14 protein-coding genes are annotated in these 22,059 nt (G+C 60.6%); all 14 read right to left on the bottom strand.

Annotation, left to right across the window (positions count from 1 at the left end; genetic code table 11):
- Positions 1-9: 9 nt before the first annotated feature.
- Positions 10-867, bottom strand: a complete 858-nt coding sequence (locus C2E19_RS09225) for an NAD(P)-dependent oxidoreductase (RefSeq protein ID WP_129390856.1) — start codon at positions 865-867, stop codon at positions 10-12.
- Positions 864-2,090, bottom strand: coding sequence for a class I SAM-dependent methyltransferase (locus tag C2E19_RS09220; RefSeq protein ID WP_129390853.1), 1,227 nt, complete (start codon positions 2,088-2,090; stop codon positions 864-866). The genes C2E19_RS09225 and C2E19_RS09220 overlap by 4 nt, the downstream gene beginning before the upstream one ends.
- Positions 2,087-2,647: a dTDP-4-dehydrorhamnose 3,5-epimerase gene (gene rfbC / locus C2E19_RS09215; RefSeq protein ID WP_129390850.1), complete on the bottom strand. Its 561-nt coding sequence runs from the start codon at positions 2,645-2,647 to the stop codon at positions 2,087-2,089. The genes C2E19_RS09220 and rfbC overlap by 4 nt, the downstream gene beginning before the upstream one ends.
- Positions 2,644-3,726 carry a CDP-glucose 4,6-dehydratase gene (rfbG, locus tag C2E19_RS09210; protein WP_129390847.1) on the bottom strand — a complete coding sequence of 361 codons (1,083 nt, stop codon included), beginning with the start codon at positions 3,724-3,726 and terminating at the stop codon, positions 2,644-2,646. The genes rfbC and rfbG overlap by 4 nt, the downstream gene beginning before the upstream one ends.
- The gene (gene rfbF / locus C2E19_RS09205) at positions 3,708-4,481 is read right to left on the bottom strand and encodes a glucose-1-phosphate cytidylyltransferase (protein WP_034153269.1); all 774 of its coding nucleotides are present in this window, start codon (positions 4,479-4,481) and stop codon (positions 3,708-3,710) included. Before rfbF ends, rfbG begins: the two co-directional genes overlap by 19 nt.
- 282 nt (positions 4,482-4,763) lie before the next feature.
- On the bottom strand, positions 4,764-9,686 hold the full coding sequence (locus C2E19_RS28950; RefSeq protein ID WP_164979412.1) for a calcium-binding protein: 4,923 nt from the start codon (positions 9,684-9,686) through the stop codon (positions 4,764-4,766).
- Between the two features lie 229 nt (positions 9,687-9,915).
- Positions 9,916-13,518: a glycosyltransferase gene (locus tag C2E19_RS09195; RefSeq protein WP_129390844.1), complete on the bottom strand. Its 3,603-nt coding sequence runs from the start codon at positions 13,516-13,518 to the stop codon at positions 9,916-9,918.
- A 114-nt stretch (positions 13,519-13,632) separates the two neighbouring features.
- The gene (locus C2E19_RS09190; RefSeq protein ID WP_129390841.1) at positions 13,633-15,201 is read right to left on the bottom strand and encodes a flagellar hook-associated protein 3; all 1,569 of its coding nucleotides are present in this window, start codon (positions 15,199-15,201) and stop codon (positions 13,633-13,635) included.
- 13 nt (positions 15,202-15,214) lie between these two features.
- Entirely contained in the window at positions 15,215-17,260 is a 2,046-nt protein-coding gene (gene flgK, locus C2E19_RS09185; protein WP_129390838.1) for a flagellar hook-associated protein FlgK, read from the bottom strand.
- 24 nt (positions 17,261-17,284) lie between these two features.
- Positions 17,285-18,589: a flagellar assembly peptidoglycan hydrolase FlgJ gene (gene flgJ / locus C2E19_RS09180; protein WP_129390835.1), complete on the bottom strand. Its 1,305-nt coding sequence runs from the start codon at positions 18,587-18,589 to the stop codon at positions 17,285-17,287.
- Positions 18,590-18,600: 11 nt separating this feature from the next.
- Positions 18,601-19,689 (bottom strand): flagellar basal body P-ring protein FlgI, encoded by a 1,089-nt coding sequence (locus C2E19_RS09175; protein WP_164747921.1) that lies wholly within the window; start codon positions 19,687-19,689, stop codon positions 18,601-18,603.
- 27 nt (positions 19,690-19,716) lie between these two features.
- Positions 19,717-20,412, bottom strand: a complete 696-nt coding sequence (flgH, locus tag C2E19_RS09170; RefSeq protein ID WP_129390831.1) for a flagellar basal body L-ring protein FlgH — start codon at positions 20,410-20,412, stop codon at positions 19,717-19,719.
- A 53-nt stretch (positions 20,413-20,465) separates the two neighbouring features.
- A complete protein-coding gene (gene flgG, locus C2E19_RS09165; RefSeq protein WP_129390828.1) occupies positions 20,466-21,251 on the bottom strand; it encodes a flagellar basal-body rod protein FlgG in 786 nt (261 codons plus the stop codon).
- 45 nt (positions 21,252-21,296) lie between these two features.
- On the bottom strand, positions 21,297-22,037 hold the full coding sequence (locus tag C2E19_RS09160; RefSeq protein WP_064390829.1) for a flagellar basal body rod protein FlgF: 741 nt from the start codon (positions 22,035-22,037) through the stop codon (positions 21,297-21,299).
- Between the last annotated feature and the right edge of the window lie 22 nt (positions 22,038-22,059).

The raw sequence follows: 22,059 nt of genomic DNA, 5'->3' as shown, positions 1-22,059 counted from the left end.
GGAGGCGCATCAATTGATGCGTTGCGCCTCGAGTAACTGTTGTAATCGGTCGACCACGGCCCAGAACGCCAGGGGTTCGTGTGTCGGGTAGGGGTAGTGCCCCAGATTCAAATCGATCGATGCGCCCCGCTCTTGCAGACGTTGTTCGACCAGTGTCCGCACCGCAACCGGTTGGCCGCTGGCGCAATTGATCACGCCGTCAAAGTCGCGTGTTTGCACAATCGCGGCGAGATAACCGGCCGCGCTGTCAATCGGCAGAAAATCACGCAGTTGCTCACCGGCGGACATGTTGAACGACGCTTCACCGGCGTCGATCGCCCGGTCCAGTGCGGCCAACAGACTGTTGGGGTTCTGCCCTTCGCCATGCAGATAGAACAAACGCGCCCACTGCAAAGTGAACGGCTGTTGTTGCTGCAGGTTTTGCAGGAACAGGTGCAACGTGTGCTTGGCCAGACCATAAGGATTGCTCGGCTGCGGCTCGCTGTTTTCACTGAGCGGGCCACTTTGCATGCCGTATTCGAAACAGGTGCCGGTGACCAGAACCTGCTTCACGCCCGCCTCGACCGCGCTTTTGATAAAGCGGTAATCGGCCATCAGGTTGTGTTCGAAATGGAACAGCGCCCGATAGTTCGGCAAACCCGGCCAGGCCAGATGCGCCAGCGCATCGACGCCTTCGACCAATGCGCCGATATCGAGATCGGCGGCGTGAATATCCGCGCTGACGAACTCGACATCATTGATCCACGGCATGCCCTGCGCAGTCTGTGCGTTACGCGCTACCGCACGAACCGTGCAGCCACGCGCCAGCAACGCCGCGACCAGATGTCGACCGACGAAGCCTGTGGCGCCCGTGACCAGAACCTTCACAGCACTTTCAACTCAGGCACGGCGATCACGAAGCGCCCGTCCCACTGACGCACCTGCGCCAGTTGCTGACTGACTTCGTGCAGCAGATTCCACGGCAGCACCAGCACATAGTCCGGTTGCTCGATATCGATCTGCGCCGGCGCGACAATCGGAATGCGACTGCCCGGCAAAAACTTGCCTTGCTTGTGCGGATTGGCGTCGGCCACCCAGGCGAGCAAGTCAGGCTTGACCCCGGCGTAGTTGAGCAAGGTGTTGCCCTTGGCTGCCGCGCCATAACCGACCACACGTTTGCCGTCAGCCTTGGCCTGCAACAGGAAGCGCAGCAGCTCATGTTTGATGCGTTCAGCAGCCGGCGCGAGGGTCGCGTAGTACTCGACGGTTTTCACCCCGGCAGCCAGTTCGGCCTGCAACTGTTGCTGCACCGCTGGCTGCACGGCACGGCGCTGGCCGTCCTTGCGCTGGACGAACACGCGCAACGAGCCGCCGTGCGTCGGCAGTTGGCTGACGTCGAAGACTTCCAGGCCATTGCGCTCGCACAGTGCTTGCACGGCGGTCAGCGACAGATAGGAATAGTGCTCGTGATACAGCGTGTCGAACTGCGCGCCCGCCATCAGCGTCAGCAGTTGCGGGAATTCAAACGTGGCGACGCCGCTCGGCTTGAGCAAAGTGGCAAAGCCACCGAGAAAATCGTTGATGTCCGGCACATGCGCGAGCACGTTGTTGGCCGCCATCAGATCAGCGCCCCAGCCTTCGCTTTGCAACTGCGCGGCAGTCTCGCGACCGAAGAACAGTTCACGAATTTCCAGGCCTTTTTCGCGCGCGGCTTGCGCGGTGCTGCGCGTCGGTTCGACACCGAGGCACGAGATGCCACGAGCGGCGACGTATTGCAGCAGATAACCGTCGTTGGCGGCGATCTCGACCACGCGACTGTCGGCAGTCAGGCCAAAGCGCTCGACCATCTCGGCGACATAGCGCTCGGCATGGGCCAGCCAGGTGCTGGAGAACGAACTGAAGTAGGCGTACTCGGCATCGAACAGGCTGTCGGCGCGGGTGTAATCCTCGGTCTGCACCAGCCAGCATTGCTGGCACACGGCGACCTTCAATGGCACCCATTGCTCGGCCTGTTCCAGGCGATCGGCGTGCACGTAGGCGTTGGACGGTGGCGAGGTGCCGAGGTCGATCAGCGGCAGACTCAGCGGTGCGGCGCACCCACGGCAGTTCATAGACGCACTCCAGCAAAGTGTTGATCGAGCGCGGGATGGCTGGAATCACGCGCTGACAAATTATTGACAGGCAACGGCCAGGCAATCGCCAGCCGTGGATCGTTCACCGACAGACCGCCCTCATGCTCCGGCGCGTAATCGGCGCTGTGCAGGTAGAGCAATTCGGCGTCTTCGCTGAGGGTCTGGAAACCGTGGGCGAACCCGGCCGGAATCAACAGGCTGCGACCGTCGCCGGCCTTGAGGTGCTCGGCGTGCCAGTGCAGAAAGGTCGCGGAATCGGGGCGCAGATCCACCGCGACATCCCACACTTCACCGCGCAGGCAGGTGATCAGTTTGGCTTCCGGCGCATTGCCATTCTGATAATGCAAACCACGCACACTGCCCTTCTCGCGAGTGCAGGAATGGTTGATCTGACGGATATGAAATTCGCTGCCGAACGCACTCAGGCTGCCCTCGCAGAACAGCCGGGCGAAGTGCCCGCGCTGATCTTCGAAGCGCTTGTGCTGGACGCTGAACAGCCCGGCCAGCGGCAACGCTTTCAGGGAAAATTCGCTCACAGCGCGCCTCGGTACAGGTTCAGTTGACCGAGGGTGACGTTGCGCATGTCATCGCCGTTCTGCCACGCCAGGTGCCAGTCGAGGGTCTGCGCCAGGCATTGCTGCAAGGTCCAGCGCGGTTGCCAGCCAAGGACCTGACGCGCGCGGCTGCTGTCCAGGCGCAACAGACCGGCCTCGTGCAGTTCGCTTTTTTCGATGCGTAAGCCGCGCGCTTGCGGCCAGCGGCTGGCGAGCAATTCGACCACTTCGCCGACGCTGCACATGTCCGTCTCGCCCGGGCCGAAGTTCCACGCACCGGCGTACTCCGGGCCCTCTTCGTAGAGACCGGCGGCGAGTTGCAGGTAACCGGCCAGCGGCTCCAGCGCGTGCTGCCACGGGCGCACGGCTTGCGGGTAACGCAGGGTCACCGGCTCGTCTGCGGTCCAGGCTTTCAGCACATCGGGGATCAGACGTTCAGGGGCGAAATCGCCGCCGCCCAAGACGTTGCCCGCGCGCGCGGTGGCCAGCGCCAGACCGTGCTCGGCGTACTTGTCGGCCGGGAAGAATGACGCCGCATAAGATTGTGCAAGCAGTTCACAGCAGGCCTTGCTGCTGCTGTAAGGATCGTGGCCACCGAGGGCTTCGTCTTCGCGGTACGGCCACAGCCATTCCTTGTTGGCGTAGACCTTGTCGGTGGTGACCAGCACGCAGGCACGCACGCAACCGACCTGACGAATCGCTTCGAGCAGGTTCAGCGTGCCCATGACGTTGCTGGAGTAAGTGCCCAGCGGATCGCGATAGCCTTCGCGCACCAACGGCTGCGCGGCCAGGTGCAGAACGATTTCCGGCTCGGTGTCGGCGATGATTTCCAGCAGCGCGCCGAGATCACGCAGATCACCGCGCCGATCGTTGATGCCTTCGTGCACCCGCGCCAGTTCGAACAGGCTCGGCTCGGTCGACGGATCGAGGGAAAAGCCGCTGACTTGCGCGCCGAGGCTTTGCAGCCACAGGGTCAGCCAACTGCCTTTGAAGCCGGTGTGACCGGTGATGAGAACGCGCTTACCGCGCCAGAAATCCGCACTCAAGCCCATTGCTTCCATGGGGCCTCCCCGCTCTGCCACAGCGCTTCGAGATGGTTTTTGTCACGCAGGGTGTCCATGGGCTGCCAGAAACCGTCGTGTTCGAAAGCCTTGAGCTGCTCATCCTGGGCCAGACGCGCCAATGGCTCGGCTTCCCACGTGGTTTCATCGCCAGCAATGTACGGCAGCACTTTCGGCGACAGCACGAAGAAGCCGCCATTGATCCAGCCACCATCACCACGGGGTTTTTCGGTGAAACCGAGGACCTGATCGCCCTGGCGCTCAAGGGCACCGTAGCGTCCCGGCGGTTGCACGGCCGTCACGGTCGCGAGACGGCCGTGCGCCTTGTGGTAATCGACCAACTGACGAATGTTCAGATCGGACACGCCGTCGCCGTAGGTGAAGCAAAACGCTTCTTCATCCTTGAGGTAACGGCCGGCACGCAGCAGGCGGCCACCGGTCATGGTTTCCTCGCCGGTGTCGATGAGCGTGACGCTCCACGGCTCGCTGTAATTCTGATGCACATCCATGCGGTTTTCGCGCATGTTGAAAGTGACGTCGGAGGTGTGCAGGAAGTAGTTGGCGAAGAAGTCCTTGATCGCGTAGCCCTTGTAGCCCAGGCAGATCACGAAGTCGTGGATTCCGTGGGCGGAATACTGCTTCATGATGTGCCAGAGAATTGGCTTGCCGCCGATCTCGATCATCGGCTTGGGCTTGAGGTGCGACTCTTCACTGATGCGCGTGCCGAGGCCACCCGCCAAAATTACTGCCTTCATCGTCTCCCCTCTTGTTCGTCACCGGGCTGCGCAGAGCTTTCTTGAGCTGTGCGGGCCATCTGGCTCAACCTTTTACCGCTCCGGGCGCCGGTGGGATGACCGCGAGCGCTCGTTTTATGGCGATTTACCGGGGACTTGCAGGAAACGCGCCAGCTCGATGAGTCCCGTGAAGACCGGGCTGCAAGGTAAAAAAAAGGGCAAACCGGATGATAATTATCAGGTTCGCCCTCCATGCCTACACCTTCAATCCCGTTGCAGGATCGACAGTGTTCGATTCAGCGATCAACCAAACATGGCAAACCCATCGCCATTGATAGGCAGAACATCACCGTTGGCTGCCTTGAAGTGTTCGATAGTGTTGCCACCCACGAACCAGTCTTGCAATTTGACACCTTGCTTGGTTGGGTCGGATACCGGGAAATAGCCATCGTTGAGGTAGAGGTCATTCCCGACTCGCGCCAGTTGCAACGACACGGCTGACTGAACGTTATTCAGGATCAGCGTGTCATTGAGGCTTTGCCCATCGTCCCGGATAGTCACCAGCAGGCCGGTGTTGACGATATAGGTATCATCCCCCTCGCCGCCGTTGGCAAAGCCGTCAGCAGGCGCTTTCCAAGGGTACAAGTCCTTGACGCCAATGTTCAGCAAGTCATTGCCCGCGCCGCCAAGCAACACGAAGTTGTCGCCCGTGCCGGTCAGGGTGTCGTTACCGTCACCACCGTCGGCCTTGCCACGAGCAACCGTAATCGTGTCTCTGCCAGCCTCACCATAGGCAACGGTGCCAACGTCGTCGGCTGCGCTGTAGATGTAGTCGTCGCCATTGCCGCCATACAGCAAGTCCGCCTGCGGCCCGCTGGAAATACCCGCCAGGCTGAACGGTGCGACCGGGGAAACCAGTCCGCCATACAGGGTGTCACTGCCGTTACCGCCATACAGCACATCATTGCCCAACCCACCTTCGAGCAGACTGCCGGAGGCGCTGGCGGTGATCGTGTCGTCGAAGTGACTGCCCACCACGCGCTCGATGTTGAGCAGGATATCGCCTTGAGCGTCGCCGCCCTGATTGACGTTGGTTACCAGGTTGATGTTCACGCCTGACGCACTGGTGATGTACCACGCACTGTCAAACCCTTCGCGCCCGTCGATCCGGTCGGCACCACTGCCACCGATGAAGATGTCGGTGTTGGCCGAGCCGGACAGCGTGTCGTCAAAACTGCTGCCCTGATAGATCTCGATACCGCTGAAGGTATCGCCCGCAGCGTCGCCGCTGTTGGCGTTGGTTTTCAGGTCGATGGTCACGGCGCTGTCCGATTGTTCGTAGCTGACCATGTCCTGGCCGAGCGCGCCGTCGATCGCCATGGCCGTACCTGCACCAATGAAGGTGTCGTTGAACCCGCTACCGCGCAGGCCTTCGATGCCGACGTAGGTATCGCCTGCGGCGATGCCCGAATAGACGCCGGTTTTCAGGTTGATGTTGACCGCCACGGTACTGTCGGTATAACCGGCGATGTCGAAACCGGCGCCGCCGATAAACTGGTCGGCACCGTCGCCACCAAACAGGATGTCGTTGCCGTTACCGCCAGTGATGATGTTGTCGCTGGCGTTGCCATACCCGACGAATGCGCCCGTGCCGATGTAGGTCAGGCGCTCGACGTTGGCGTGCAGGCCGATTTGGCCGAAGGTCGTGCGCACTTCGTCGTTGCCGCCGCCGACCTGCTCGATGACCGTACCGCCAGCACCGTTGATGAAGTACACGTCATCGCCCGCACCGCCCTCGAAGGTCGCCGTGAGGGTGTCGAGGGTGAAGGTGTCGTTGTAGGCGGTACCGATGACTTTTTCGATATTGATCAGGGTATCGCCTTCCGAGTCACCACCGACACCGGCACGCCCCGGCGTGTTGTAGCGAATTTCGACGTTGATCCCGGCAGCCGAGGTCGAATAGTCGACCGTGTCCATGTTGCCCAGGCTGCCATCGAAGGCGATGGCCCGGCCATCGGCGACGAAGGTGTCGTTGAAGTTCGAACCACGCAAGCTTTCGATACCGACGAAGGTATCGCCGGTAGCGATACCGCTGTGCACACCGGTCTTCAGGTTGACGGTGACGCCAACAGTGCTGTCGGTATAACCGGCGATGTCGAAACCGGCGCCGCCGATAAACTGGTCGGCACCGTCGCCACCAAACAGGATGTCGTTGCCGTTACCGCCAGTGATGACGTTGTCGCTGGCGTTGCCATACCCGACGAATGCGCCCGTGCCGATGTAGGTCAGGCGCTCGACGTTGGCGTGCAGGCCGATTTGGCCGAAGGTCGTGCGCACTTCGTCGTTGCCGCCGCCGACCTGCTCGATGACCGTACCGCCAGCACCGTTGATGAAGTACACGTCATCGCCCGCACCGCCCTCGAAGGTCGCCGTGAGGGTGTCGAGGGTGAAGGTGTCGTTGTAGGCGGTACCGATGACTTTTTCGATATTGATCAGGGTATCGCCTTCCGAGTCACCACCGACACCGGCACGCCCCGGCGTGTTGTAGCGAATTTCGACGTTGATCCCGGCAGCCGAGGTCGAATAGTCGACCGTGTCCATGTTGCCCAGGCTGCCATCGAAGGCGATGGCCCGGCCATCGGCGACGAAGGTGTCGTTGAAGTTCGAACCACGCAGGCTTTCGATGTCGACGAAGGTATCACCGGTGGCAATACCGCTGTGCACGCCGGTCTTCAGGTTGACGGTCACGCCGACGGTGCTGTCGGTGTAGCCCGCAACGTCGAAACCGGCACCGCCGATAAACTGGTCGGCACCGTCGCCACCAAACAGGATGTCGTTGCCGTTACCGCCAGTGATGATGTTATCGCTGGCGTTGCCGTAACCCGTGAATGCGCCCGTGCCGATGTAGGTCAGACGCTCAACGTTGGCGTTAAGGCCTTGCACACCATAGTTGGTGCGCACTTCATCATTGCCACCGCCCACTTGTTCGATGACCGTGCCGCCAGCACCGTTGATGATGTAAACATCATCACCCGCGCCGCCCTCAAAGGTCGCCGTGAGCAGGTCAATGCTGAAGGTGTCGTTGAACGCAGTACCGATGACTTTCTCGATGTTAATCAAGGTATCGCCTTCAGCGTCGCCACCGATGCCCGCGCGACCAGGTGTGTTGTAACGGATGTCGACATTGATGCCGACAGCCGAAGTCGAATAGTCGACCGTGTCCATGTTGCCCAGGCTGCCATCGAAGGCAATGGCCCGGCTATCGGCGACGAAGGTGTCGTTGTAGTTCGAACCTCGGATGCTTTCGATATCGACGAAAGTGTCACCCTTGGCAATCCCCGAGTTGACCCCAGTCTTCAGGTTGACGGTCACGCCGACGGTGCTGTCGGTATAACCCGCGATGTCGAAACCGGCACCGCCGATAAACTGGTCAGCGCCGTCACCACCGAACAGGGTGTCGTTGCCGATGCCGCCAGTAATGATGTTGTCACCGGCGTTGCCGTAACCGGTGAACGCGCCGGTACCGGTATAGGTCAGACGCTCAACGTTGGCGTTCAGGCCTATCACGCCATAGTTGGTGCGCACTTCGTCATTGCCGCCGCCTACCTGCTCGATGACCGTCGCATTGCCAGTGTTGAGGATGTACACGTCATCGCCCGCACCACCTTCGAAGGTCGCCGAGATGGAATCGATGCTGAAAGTATCGTTGAACGCCGAACCGATGACCTTCTCGATGTTGAACAGGGTATCGCCTTCGGAGTCGCCACCGATGCCGGCACGGCCTGGCATGGTGTAGCGGATGTCGACGTTGATCGCGGCAGCCGACGTCGAGTAATCCACCGTGTCGATGCCTGTGCCGCCATCGAAGGCAATGGCCCGGCTATCGGCGACGAAGGTGTCGTTGTAGTTCGAACCTCGGATGCTTTCGATATCGACGAAAGTGTCACCCTTGGCAATCCCCGAGTTGACCCCAGTCTTCAGGTTGACGGTCACGCCGACGGTGCTGTCGGTATAACCCGCGATGTCGAAACCGGCACCGCCGATAAACTGGTCAGCGCCGTCACCACCGAACAGGGTGTCGTTGCCGATGCCGCCAGTAATGATGTTGTCACCGGCGTTGCCGTAACCGGTGAACGCGCCGGTACCGGTATAGGTCAGACGCTCAACGTTGGCGTTCAGGCCTATCACGCCATAGTTGGTGCGCACTTCGTCATTGCCGCCGCCTACCTGCTCGATGACCGTCGCATTGCCAGTGTTGAGGATGTACACGTCATCGCCCGCACCACCTTCGAAGGTCGCCGAGATGGAATCGATGCTGAAAGTATCGTTGAACGCCGAACCGATGACCTTCTCGATGTTGAACAGGGTATCGCCTTCGGAGTCGCCACCGATGCCGGCACGGCCTGGCATGGTGTAGCGGATGTCGACGTTGATCGCGGCAGCCGACGTCGAGTAATCCACCGTGTCGATGCCTGTGCCGCCATCGAAGGCAATGGCCCGGCTATCGGCGACGAAGGTGTCGTTGTAGTTCGAACCTCGGATGCTTTCGATATCGACGAAAGTGTCACCCTTGGCAATCCCCGAGTTGACCCCAGTCTTCAGGTTGACGGTCACGCCGACGGTGCTGTCGGTATAACCCGCGATGTCGAAACCGGCACCGCCGATAAACTGGTCAGCGCCGTCACCACCGAACAGGGTGTCGTTGCCGATGCCGCCAGTAATGATGTTGTCGCCGGCGTTGCCGTAACCGGTGAACGCGCCGGTACCGGTATAGGTCAGACGCTCAACGTTGGCGTTCAGGCCTATTACGCCGTAGTTGGTACGCACTTCGTCATTGCCGCCGCCCACCTGTTCGATGACCGTCGAGTTGCCACTGTTGAGGATGTAGACATCATCGCCCGCACCACCTTCGAAGGTCGCCGAGATGGAATCGATGCTGAAAGTATCGTTGAAGGCCGTACCAATGACCTTCTCGACGTTGAACAGAGTATCGCCTTCGGAGTCGCCACCGATGCCCGCACGCCCTGGGGTGGTGTAGCGAATATCGACGTTGATGCCTGCGGCAGACGCCGAGTAATCCACCGTGTCGGTACCTGCACCACCGTCGATCTTGTCCGCACCGGCACCACCCAGAATCAGGTCGTTGCCGCCGAGACCATTGATCTCATCATCACCACTGGTACCGATCAGCGTATCCGCGCCGTTTGTCCCGTTAATAACAGCCATTGTTTCTTCCTTGCCTTGTTGTGAACCGGTACCGGTTCGCGTGGCGATCAAACGTCATCGCGGCGAACGATATAGAACTATGAATGTGTTGATATCGACAGGAATGGATCGCAACTTGAGCCGCTGCAAAAAAATGTATTGGGGTTGATACAAAGACGAATACACGACGCAAAAAAAAAACAGGCGACTGCAAAAGTCGCCTGTTTTTTAGGTCGCCGGAGCTGATCGATCAATCCGCCAGCCAGCCATGCTCCCAGTAACGCAGGTTATCGCCACGCAACACGTAGTCGCGCAGCACGACCTCACGCAACTCGTCGCCCATGCGATAGCTGGCGTCCGGATCGGCCAGGTGCATGCGAATCGCTTGCAGCCATTCATCCGTGGTGTTGGTCTTGACCCGCGTACACGGCAGGTAGCCGCGGTAGGCCTCGGTGTCGGTGCAGATTACCGGGTAGCCGCAAGCGCCGTACTCCAGCAGACGCAGGTTGCTTTTGCAGTCGTTGAATATGTGGAACTCCAGCGGCGCCAGAGCCAGATCAAGATTGAGGCTGGCCAGTTTCGCCGGATAGGCGTCGAGGGCGATGACGCCGTGGAACTCATGCATGTACGGGCGCAGGTCGTCCGGGCACATGCCGAAAAATACCCAGTCGACTTCATCCGCCAGTTCGCGCACGACATCGGCGATCACCGCGAGGTCACCATGGTGGCTGGTGCCGCCGCCCCAGCCGACGCGCGGTTTTTTCGAGGTCCGGCGCTGGCCGCGCAGGTTGCTCCAGAATTCCTTCGCCAACATGTTCGGCACGACGCGGATGTCTTGATGCATGTCCGACAAGGCGTTGGCCAAAGGCAGAGTCGAGACCACGACGCGGTCGCACATGCCGATTGCGCGCCGGACAATACGCTCCATTTCATGCTTGTCCGGCATGTTGCGGATATGCGCATTGCGATGCGGAACATCGATGACGTAGTCGTCCAGCTCATAGATGCTGCGGGCATTGAAGTAGTTGCGCAGCACCGGCATTTCATTGACCGACGACGCTGTGTAACGCCCTTGCAGAACGATGACATCAGGCGACATACGTTCGATTTCAACTATCGGCGGCAGGTTCACGCTATAGCGAATCTGCCCCTGTACCCGCCCGGCCGCTTCGAGTTCGATCAGCGGTTGCGTGACACGATAGTGACCGATCGCGGAGGCATTGAGCGGTAAGCCGAGAATCTTCGGCATGGTGCTGTTGCTGAAAGGACTCCAGCCGGTGCGCAGGCCCGGCTCGAGCGTAAAGCTCGAACCCGTGTGCTTGTGCAGCGACAGATTGGGATTGTAGGCAGGGTCGCGGGCAATGACCGGCAGCCAGCGTTTGAAGAACGTTTCTTCCTGCTGATTGTGCGAGACCCCTTCTTCATTGAGGACCGCATCGACTGGCTGCGCACCCAGCGCCAGCGCCGCATAAGGCGTCCACACCACGAGATAACCCTCCTGGGCCACGCGCAGTGCCAGGTCCACTTCATGCAGCATGCGCGGCATACTCTGTTCATCCAGACCGCCAACCGCATCGAACACTGACTTGCGCACCATCAGGCAATCGGCGCCGACGGCGCTCAGATCCTGAACCACCTGCAAGCGGAACATGTAGCCGGATGATTGCATCGCCTGACCATAAAACGGCAGGCCGGCCGGTCCCTGCATCCCCAGCACCAGACCTGCATGCAAGACATAGCCATCGGGGTTGAAGATCTTGGCACCGACGATGCCCACTTCCGGGCGCTGGGCGTGATTGAGCAACTCGTCGAGCCAGTCAGCCTGAGTGATCACGGTGTAAGGGTTGAGCAGCAGGACGTATTCGCCCCTCGCCTGAGCCACGGCAAAGTTGCGCAACGCGGCAACGTTACCCTGCTGCGGATAGTTCAGCACGCGAACGCGCTCACTGCCCAGTTGCGCCATGCCGTCAAGCCAGGCACGCGCCTCGGCAGTTTCGCTGCCGTTGTCGACCAGCAACAGTTCGTACTCGCTGTACGCGGTTTTTTCCAGCAGGCTCTCGACACAACGCTGCAAGGCCGCAATCTGGTCGCGAGTCGAAATGACGATCGAGACCAACGGCCGCTGCGCATGCCGGTAATGGACCCGATTGAGCAACTCGACGCTGCCGCGACGCAGATCGTGGGCGATCCCCAGGCGATCCAGATGGGCCGAGAGCAAGCGCGCGTTGTTTTCCGTCACGGCTGGCAGCGACAACCACTGGGCCAGATCGAAGGACGACTCGATGGCAATCTCGGCCAGATGCCCCACCACCTGAGTGCCCTGATCTTCAACCATCCGCCAGAGCACGTCGTGCGGCGCGAGTTCAGTGAAGGTCGAATCGAAGCCGCCGAGTGCCAGAAAGGTCTCGCGCCGGAACGCCAGCGCGCGGCCGACATACGGGTAGGCGCGCATCAGATCCAGGTTGAAGTCGGGCTTGAATGCCGGCTCCGCCGACTCACCCGCACGCAAGCTGCCTTCATCGCTGTACAGGCAGTGCAAAGCGCTGTTGAAGGCGATGCGCTCGGCCATCATCAGCAAGGCTGGCGGCACCAGACGATCACCGGCGCGCAGCAGATAAAACCAGTCTGCGCCTTCCAGTTGCGGCAGCAGTTGATTGATCTGTTGCAGTTGGTCGTCCTGTAACGGCAAATGGAACACCCGCCCATCCAGTACCGGCTCAGTGCAATCGGTGGACAGCACCAGCGTCAATTCGGGTGGATAGACCTGCGCGGCGAGACTTGCCAGCGTGCGCTCCAGCGCCGCAGGACTGCCCTGCTCATCCACCACGATGGGCACGATGCGCGGTGTGGATGGCCAGCCCGCCAGGGTGTCCGGCAGCAATCTGCTCTGGACGTCACTGAGCCTGCGGCACTCCAGCCATTGCGCATAGAGTTCGGAAAAACTCTGGCTGTCAGCGCCAACCTGCCAGATCTGGGCGCTCTGCTTGGTACCGAGCGAGCGGCTCAACGGCAGCTCAATCCAGACCCGGGGCGACTCATCCGCTTTGGGCAATGGCACATAACGCGCCCACCCTTTCGCAGGCGCTGACTCTCCGCTGCGCGCCTTGAGCATTTGCAGCAACCATTGCTGCTCAACGGCCAAAGCATCCTTCATGACTTGCTGGCCACTCAAGCGATCCGGATAAAGGCGTTCGATACTCAAGACGTGATTGGAGATCACCGCGTTGCCGCGTCGCAGCAAACACACGAACAACGCGAAATCGAGGCTCGCGACAAAACAGTGTTCAGGTTGGGTCAGCGCCGGCAGTAATTCGACAACGTCGGCGCGACGAAACAGGGCATTACTGAAACCACCGAGGAGGTTCGACGGGAACGTCTCGAAGAGCGCCAGCAGGTCCTCACCTTTGAACAAGCCACTGATCGGGGACAGTGGCGTGTTTTCCAGCCGCGAAGGCAACACCATATCGTCGGCGTCCCAGAACAGACGCTGGGCCAGCACCAGATTGACCTCGTCGCGCTCGGCGAGCACGCTGGCCTGACGTTCGATGCAGCTGGTGAACAGCTGATCGTCGTCGCACAAAAACTTGATGAATTCGCCCTGAGCCTGATCCAGGCAGGCCTGCAGATTGCCGACCAGTCCCAAAGTCTGCGGATTGCGCACGTAACGCACCGCGACCCCGCTCTGCTCGATCAACGTCGTGACTATGGCTTTGATTTCATCGCCACGACTGTCGTCGCACACAATGATTTCAAGATTGCCGTAACCCTGACTGACGGCGCTGCGCAATGCCCGCTCGAAGAAGCGCGGATTGAAGGCAGGAATGACAAGGCTGACAAGGGGAAGTGAATTCACGGCGGACTCGCAAGCGGCGGGAACCCGCCCGGAATTGCGAGCCCTCTGATACCGCGAAAAAAGACATTGGAAACTCAAGAACCGAAGTGCCGGGCGCGTGCGCGCCCGTTACCGTCAGATCTTGTTGAACAGACCCAGCTGACTGATCTTGCTGAACGCCAACTGCGCTGCCTGCAACATGGTCTGCTGCAAGGTCAGGCGGGTCATGACTTCGGCCGGATCGGAATCGCGGATCGAGCCTTGGGTGGTGGTGTTGGCGGTGCTCAGGCTGTCGTTGGTGACAGATTGCATATCCAGCGACTGACCACGGGCACCGATCGAAGTGACCGCCGTGCCAATCTGATTGGTCGCGGCATCGATGTTGCCGATACCGGCCTCCATGGCGCCCTGCAGTTTTTGCTTGGCGACCGGATCGCCATCGATCGGCGTGTTCAGCGCGGTAATCATCTGGCCGAGGGTGTCGAGCACGTTCTGGGTCTGATGGTTGTTCGGCTGGATCGAAAACTGATCGCCGGTTGCCGGGGTGTTACCCAAGGCGAACGTCACACCGGCTGCCGTCGCGTTGCCACCCGCTACAGTGCCCGAAGACACCGGCTTGCTGTCCGCCGTTACCGGTGCCGCGTACAGGTCGAACGCCGTGGCACTGGTGAATTTGAGGACCGCGCCACCCTGCGGGAATGCCGCGGTATAGGCTGCCTGGTCGGTGATGCTGGAACCGGTGATCACCGCTGTTGAAGTGTTGCCCGGGCTACGCGAAGTGGTGAACGTGTCCGGGGTCACCGCCAGCTGGAAGCTGTGTCCGGCAATGACTGCGTCCGGGTTGGTGTCACCGGCCTTCAGGTTGAGGTTCAACTGCATGTCGACGCCACGGAAGCTGAAGCTCTGGTTGGCGCCACTGGTGTTGCTGATCACGCCGTTCTTGCTGGCTTCAGCGGTCACGTCGTTACCCAGTGCGTCAGTGATTTTCATCTGCGTGCTGCTGACGAAACTGACGGTATACGGCTGGCCACCGGTGAACTTGGCGTTGTAGGTGGCTTCGGTGCCGATCGTACCGTTGGACAGCACGACACGACCGTCATCCACCGCCGGAGCGGTGCGAGTGACGTTGGTGCGGGCAGTGTTGATGGTCTGCTGGAAAGCATCCCAACCCGTGGTGTTGGTGCCGACCGACAGGCCATCGCCGATACCCAGGTTGATAGTGGTCTGGTCACCGTTGTAGGTGTAGGTGCCGTCGGTGTTTTGCGAATACGGGGCGGTGTTGGTTTTCGAACCGGAGAACAGGTAGTTGCCGTCGGCATCCTTGGAGTTCATCAGGCCCAGCACTTGCTGCTGGATCTGGCCCAATTCAGAGGCGAACGCCTGGCGGTCCTTATCGGTGATCGTGCCGTTGTTGGCAGCCAGGGACAGTTCCTTGGCTCGCGACAACGCCGTGGTGATGGAATCCAGGGTGGATTCCTGCACGGTCAGCGCGCTCTTGGTCGAGTTGATGTTGGTGGTGTACTGATCCAGCATCGCGGCCTGCTGACCCAGTTGCAGCAAACGGCCGGCGCCGACCGGATCGTCGGAAGCGGTGTTGATGCGCGTCAGGCTGCTCGCCTCACTGGCGGTGGCAACGGCCTTGTTGAAGTTACGCTGATAGTCCGAAGCTTGCGTTCCGTAATACTGGGCGGTGGAAATGCGCATGAATTACGACTCCTTAAAGGCTGTTGATCAGCGTGGCGAAAGTTTCCTGCGCAGCTTTGATGATCTGCGAAGACGCTGTGTAATACTGTTGGTATTTGACCAGGTTGCCGGTCTCTTCATCCAGGTTGACCCCGGACAACGAATCGCGGGCACCTTTGGCGTTATCGAGAATCGCCGAGGTCGCAGCGCTGTCGGACTTGCCTTGGGCGGTCTTGGTGCCGACGTTGGTGACCAGCTTGTTATAGGCGTCAGTCAGGCTGATACCCTTGCTCGCCGAACCGGTGTCGACGGTCTGCTTGGTTTGCAGGCCGACCAGCGCCTGCGCGTTGCGGTTGTCCGAAGACGCCGCACCGGTGAGGTTCATGGTGAAGGTTTCGCCGGACTTCGGCGTGCCGCCGACCGTGGTCTGCACGGTGAAGGTCTTCTGCACGTTCGGCGTGACGGTCGTGTCCATCACCGGGTTGCCGCTGGCATCGACGATGCCGACTTTGAGGTTCAGCGTGTTCGCCTGACCAGGAACGATGGTGCCGCTGCCGATGGTTGCGCCCTTGGCATCCACCAGGTTGTAAGACTGGCTACCGCCACTGGCCGCACCGAACACCAGTTTGACTGGCGTCGAATTCTTCAGCGCCGCCTGCATGTCTGCCTGGGCGGTCGGGTTGTAGATATTGATGCTGTCGCTGAGTGTCGGCTGCGTGTAAGTCCCCAGGCCGGCTGCGCTGGCCACACCGGTCAATGGACCGGCCGCAGCGATTTTCTTCGGGTCGCTGAGAACGGTCTGGATGCTCGCCGCCGCGTTGCGGGTCGGCGTCACCTTGAAGCTGTCACCGGCACTCAACCCGCCGCCATTGAGCGCCAGGGTGAAGCCGTCGATCACTGGAGGTGGCGTAGTCGTGGTGCTGAACGCGCCCAGGTCGGTGCCGTCGGAACGCTTGACGGTGTAGTCGGTGGCGCTGGTGAATGTGACTTGATAATCACTGGTGGTCAGCTTGCCGGTGTCCTTGATAGTGACGTCAAGGTTGCCCGAACCGGTGCTGTTGCCCGACGCCGCGATGCTGCGCTGGCTGACCAGTGCAGCACTGTTGATGTTGTTGAACAGCGCCGCGCCGAAGTCACCGTTCTTGTCGATGCCTTGCGCTTGCTGGCTGTTGATCTGATCAGCCACCACCAGGGCAACACGACCCAGCTCGTTGAGCGAAGGATCGAGGACTTCCTTACGATAGGTCAGCAGACCGCCCATTTCGCCACCGTTCATCACCGAAGTGATGTCGAGGGTGCTCGAACCGCGATCCATCTGAATGCCCATGCGCGACGGATCGTCTTTGAGCGGCACGGTGCTCAGGGTGTTGGTGGTGTTGCCGATCACCAGCGGCTGACCGCTGCCGACGTAGATGTCGAAGCTGGTGCCGCGCTCGACGACCTGCGCACCGGTCAGCTCGGACAGTTGGCGCACGGCTTCGTTACGGCTGTCGAGCAGATCGTTCGGCGCGCCGCCACTGGTGGAAATCTCGCCGATCTTCTGGTTCAGAGTGGCAATCGAGCTGGCCAGCTTGTTGACCTGAGCCGCCATGTCGCCGAGGCTGCCGTTGATGCTGGTGTTCTGATCGGTGAGCTGCTTGGCGAGGGTGTTGAAGCGATTGGTCAGAGCCTGCGCGCCGGTCAGTACCGATTGACGCGACGTGTCATCGGTGGCCGAGGTCGATACACCCTGCATCGAGGTGAAGAATTTTTGCAGCACGCCGGTCAGACCGGTATTGGTATCGGACAGCATCGAGTCCAGCGGCGTGGCCTGGGCCAGATAGGCAGCCGACTCGCTGTCGAGCGAGGTCGCGGTGTGCAACTGGCTTTCCAGATACGAGTTGTAGACCCGGCGCACGTCGGCCAGGGTCGTGCCCGTGCCGATGAAGACGTTACCGAACTGCTGCGAGGATTTGGTCCCCTGCACGGTTTGCTGACGCGAATAACCGGCGGTGTCGACGTTGGCAATGTTGTTGCCTGTCGTAGCCAAAGAGGACTGGCTGGCCGACAGTCCCGACATCCCGATATTGAGCAAACTCATGGTTCAGACCTTATACCTTGTGCCTTATAAAGGCGTGGTGGATACACCCGCCGCAGCGTAGTTTTGGAAACTGTTCATCTGCTTGGCTATCTGCGAAATCTTTGTCGCGTAGTTCGGGTCGGTGGCGTAACCGGCCTTCTGCAACTCGCGTACAAACTGTTCTGGGTTATCGGCAGACTTCACGACATCTTGATAGCGATTATTGGTCTGCAGCAAAGTCACCAGATCGTGGAAGCTGTCCTTGTAGGAAGCATAGGAACGGAACTCCGCTGTCTCCTTGACCATCTGCCCGTCGCGGAACTCGCTGGTGATCGCCCGGGCCGAATCGCCCTGCCAGTTGGCGCTCGCCTTGATGCCAAACAGGTTGTGGCTGCTGCTGCCATCCTGGGCGCGCATGACCGATTTGCCCCAACCGGTTTCGAGTGCCGCCTGTGCGACCAGATAGCGCGGATCGACGCCGATACGGTCGGCGGCTTCCTTGGCCATCGGCAACATGGTGTTGACGAACTCGTCGGCGGAACTGAAGGCTTTTTTCGCCGGCGCCAACGGGATCTGCGCCATCGCACGGCCGTAAATCTGCATCTGCCCGCCGGTGGCTTTATCGCTTTCGGCACGGGCCAGCCAGTCGCCGTTGTACAACGGGCCTGCGCCAGTAGTGACGGCGGTGGTGGCGCGTGGCAGCACGGTATTCGACGCCGGCGTGGCATTCGTCGTGGCCGACGGCACCAGACCTGCGAGCAGACGATCAGCCAGTTTCGGCGGCAAGGCCAGACGACGCTTGTTGATCATCGCCATGTCATTGCTGTGCGAAATGCCGGCGGTGTTCGACACACGCCCGGAACGCGAAGCCCACAACGGACGCTCGCCATTGACCCGCGACAACGGACCGTTGGTGGCGGTGGTGCCAGCAGCAACCGGCGTGGCCACGGCAGCGACTTTGGCCCGGGCTTCTTCCTGCTTGGCAGCGGACGCGGCGGCAGCCTCACCCGGCGCCATCGGTTTGTTCTTCTGCATCTGGCGCAACAGCACGTCAGCCAGGCCGATACCACCGCCCTCGCGGGACATGGAAACGGCCAGTTGCTGATCGGACATTTCCTGATATTGCTTGGCCGCCGGGGTGTTGAGCGGATTGTCCTGACCCAGCGTTTCGGTGGCCGAACGCATCGATTTGAGCATTTCACCAATGAACAGCGACTCGAATTCCTGCGCCACCTTGCGCATGTTGCCGTCGCTGTTCTTGTCGCCGACTTTCAGCTGATTCAGGCGATTGAGGTCGGAGTACGAACCCGAATCGGCGTTGCTGACCAGACTGCCTTTGCGCATATCCATGATGGCCGTCCTCAGATCACGATCAGGTCGGCTTGCAACGCGCCGGCCTGTTTCAGTGCTTCGAGGATCGCCATCAAGTCACCCGGCGCCGCGCCGACCTGGTTCACCGCACGGACGATCTCGTCGAGGGTGGTGCCCGGGCCGAACTTGAACATCGGTTTGGCTTCTTGCTCGGCGTTGACGCGCGAACGTGGCACCACCGCAGTCTGGCCGTTGGACAATGGGCCAGGCTGGCTGACAATCGGGTCTTCGGTGATGGTCACGGTCAGGCTGCCGTGGGTCACGGCGGCCGGCGAAACCTTGACGTTCTGGCCGATGACGATGGTACCGGTACGCGAGTTGATGATGACTTTCGCCACCGCCTGACCCGGGTCGACTTCGAGGTTTTCGAGGATCGACAAGTAGTCGACGCGCTGGCTCGGATCGAGCGGCGCAGTGACACGGATCGAGCCGCCGTCGATGGCTTGCGCGACGCCAGGGCCGAGCATGTCGTTGATCTTGTCGACGATGCGCTTGGCGGTGGTGAAGTCGGAGCGGTTGAGGTTCAGCGTCAGGCTGTTGCCCTGGTTGAAACCACTCGGCACCGAACGCTCCACCGACGCACCACCCGGGATGCGACCGGCCGACGGAACGTTGACGGTGATCTTCGAACCGTCGCGACCTTCGGCATCGAAACCACCGACTACCAGGTTGCCCTGAGCGATGGCGTAGACGTTGCCGTCGATACCTTTGAGCGGGGTCAGCAACAAGGTGCCGCCGCGCAGGCTCTTGGAGTTACCGATCGAAGACACAGTAATGTCGACCTGCTGACCCGGCTTGGCGAACGCTGGCAGATCGGCACTCACCGATACCGCCGCGACGTTCTTCAACTGCACGTTGCCCGAACCCGGCGGCACTTTGATGCCGAACTGCGAGAGCATGTTGTTGAAGGTCTGCAGGGTGAACGGGGTCTGCGTGGTCTGGTCACCGGTGCCGTTAAGCCCGACGACCAGGCCGTAACCGATCAACTGGTTGGAGCGCACGCCGGAAATGCTGGCGATATCTTTCAGCCGCTCGGCGTGGGCACCAAAGGCTGCGGACATCATGGCCGCCGCCAGCATGAAGCTTTTCAGATTCAACGTAGCCACCTAGAAAGGGAACAGCGGGCTGAGGAAGAAACGGTCGAACCAGCCTGGCTGACTCGCATCGGCGAACGAGCCGGTGCCCGAGTAGGTGATGCGTGCATCGGCGACGCGGGTCGACGACACGGTGTTGTCGGTGGCGATGTCATCGGCGCGGACCAGACCGGCAATGCGCACCAGTTCATCACCGGTGTTGAGGGTCATCCACTTCTCGCCGCGCACGGCGATGATGCCGTTGGGCAGCACATCGGCAACGGTTACTGTGACCGAACCGGTCAGGGTGTTGCCCTGCGCAGCCTTGCTGTCGCCTTTGGTCGCGCGGTCGCCGCTGTAACCGACGTCCAGGCTCAGATCGTTGCCACCCAACGGATTGTTGGTGACGCCGCTACCGCCGAACAGCGAGGTCAGACCGATGCCGGTCTTGCTGTTCTTGGCCACTTGCGAGTTGGCGTTCTTGCTCGCCTGAGTCTTCTCGTTCAGGGTGATGGTGATGATGTCACCGATCCGGAATGCCTTGCGGTCGCTGTACAGGTTCTGCTCGAACCCGGCCTGATAGATCGAGCCGTTGTTGGCCGCCGCCGGCAACGGCGTGCGCGGCAACACCGGAGCGTAGTAAGGGTCATTGGGCTTGGGCGTCGGTGCGACGCAGCCCGCGAGCGAGACGACCCCACCCAATGCCAGAACAGATACGAAGCGTTTCATGACCCTTACCTCACGGTGTTGCAGGCGACCTCATGGTCGCCTCATAGACTTGATTACAGATTCTGCGTTACGAACGAGAGCATCTGGTCGGCGGTGGAGATCACCTTGGAGTTCATCTCGTAAGCGCGCTGAGTGGTGATCATGTTGACCATCTCTTCAACGGTGCTGACGTTGGAACCTTCCAGGGTGTTCTGCAGCGTGGTACCAAAACCGTTCAGGCCCGGAGTACCGATTTGCGGTGCGCCGGAAGCAGCGGTTTCCAGGAACAGGTTGTTGCCTACCGCTTGCAGACCGGCCGGGTTGATGAAGTCGGCGGTTTGCAGATTGCCGATCACTTGCGCGGCCGGGTTACCTGGAACAGTGATGGACACTGTGCCGTCGGTACCGACGGTGAAGCTTTGGGCGTTGTTCGGAATGACGATCGCAGGCTCCAGGGCGAAACCGCTGGCGTTGACGATCTGGCCATTGGAGTCGAGGTGGAAAGTACCGTCACGGGTGTAGGACGTGGTGCCGTCCGGCTGCAGGATCTGGAAGAAACCGCGACCATCGACGGCCAGGTCCAGCGGCTGCTCGGTGGTTTGCAGGCTGCCGGCGGTGAAGTTTTTCTGCGTGCCGACAATGCGCACACCGGTACCCAGTTGCAGACCCGACGGCAATTCGCTGTCCTGGGTCGACTGAGCACCTGGCTGACGCTTGATCTGATACAGCAGGTCCTGGAACTCGGCGCGGTCACGTTTGAAACCCGTGGTCGAGACGTTTGCCAGGTTGTTGGAAATGGTGGTCAGGTTGGTGTCCTGGGCGGACAGACCGGTTTTGGCAACCCATAGAGCCGGAAGCATTCAATTCTCCTCGTGCGCCTGTTTTACGGCGCGACGTTCTGATAATTAGCTGATCTGCAAGACCCGAGCCATGGCCTGGTCGTCGTCTTTGGCGGTGTTCATCATTTTGATGTGCAACTCGAACTGCTTGGCCAAAGCCAGCACCGAGGTCATCTCTTCGACGGCGTTGACGTTGCTCGACTCAAGGAAGCCCGACACCAGTTTGACGTTGGCATCGGCCGGCGCAGGCTGGCCATCCTTGGTGTAGATCGAGCCGTCGAGGCCCTTGTTCATGTTCTTGATGTCCGGATTGACCAGTTTGATCCGGTCGACTTCCGCCATGACGCGCGGGCCTTCGCCCATCGCCCGAATACTGATGGTGCCGTCTTCACCGACTTCGACTTGCTGCTCTGGCGGCACGGCAATCGGCCCGCCATTGCCCATCACGGCCATGCCGTTGCCGGCGCGCAATACGCCGAGGGCATCGATATTCAGGCTGCCGGTGCGCACGTAGCTTTCGCCACCGTTCGGGTTCTGCACGGCAATGAAACCGTTGCCGGTCACGGCGACGTCGAGGTCACGCCCGGTCTCGACCAGAGAGCCCGGCGAGAAATCAGTGGCAGGCCGTTCGCTCATGGCAAACGCACGCGCCGGAAAGCTGTCACCAAACACCGGCATCGAACGGGCCTGTTCCAGGTCCTTCTGAAAACCGTTGGTGGAGATGTTCGCCAGGTTGTTGGCATGCGCCTTTTGCGCCAGCGCATTCTGGCTGGCACCGGTCATTGCCACATAAAGGTACTTGTCCACACTCTTTCCTCTGCATGCCGGA

The organism is Pseudomonas sp. DTU12.3 (genome assembly GCF_004124275.1).
GTDB classification, from domain to species: domain Bacteria; phylum Pseudomonadota; class Gammaproteobacteria; order Pseudomonadales; family Pseudomonadaceae; genus Aquipseudomonas; species Aquipseudomonas helmanticensis.
This window is presented reverse-complemented; position numbering and strand designations above follow the sequence as displayed.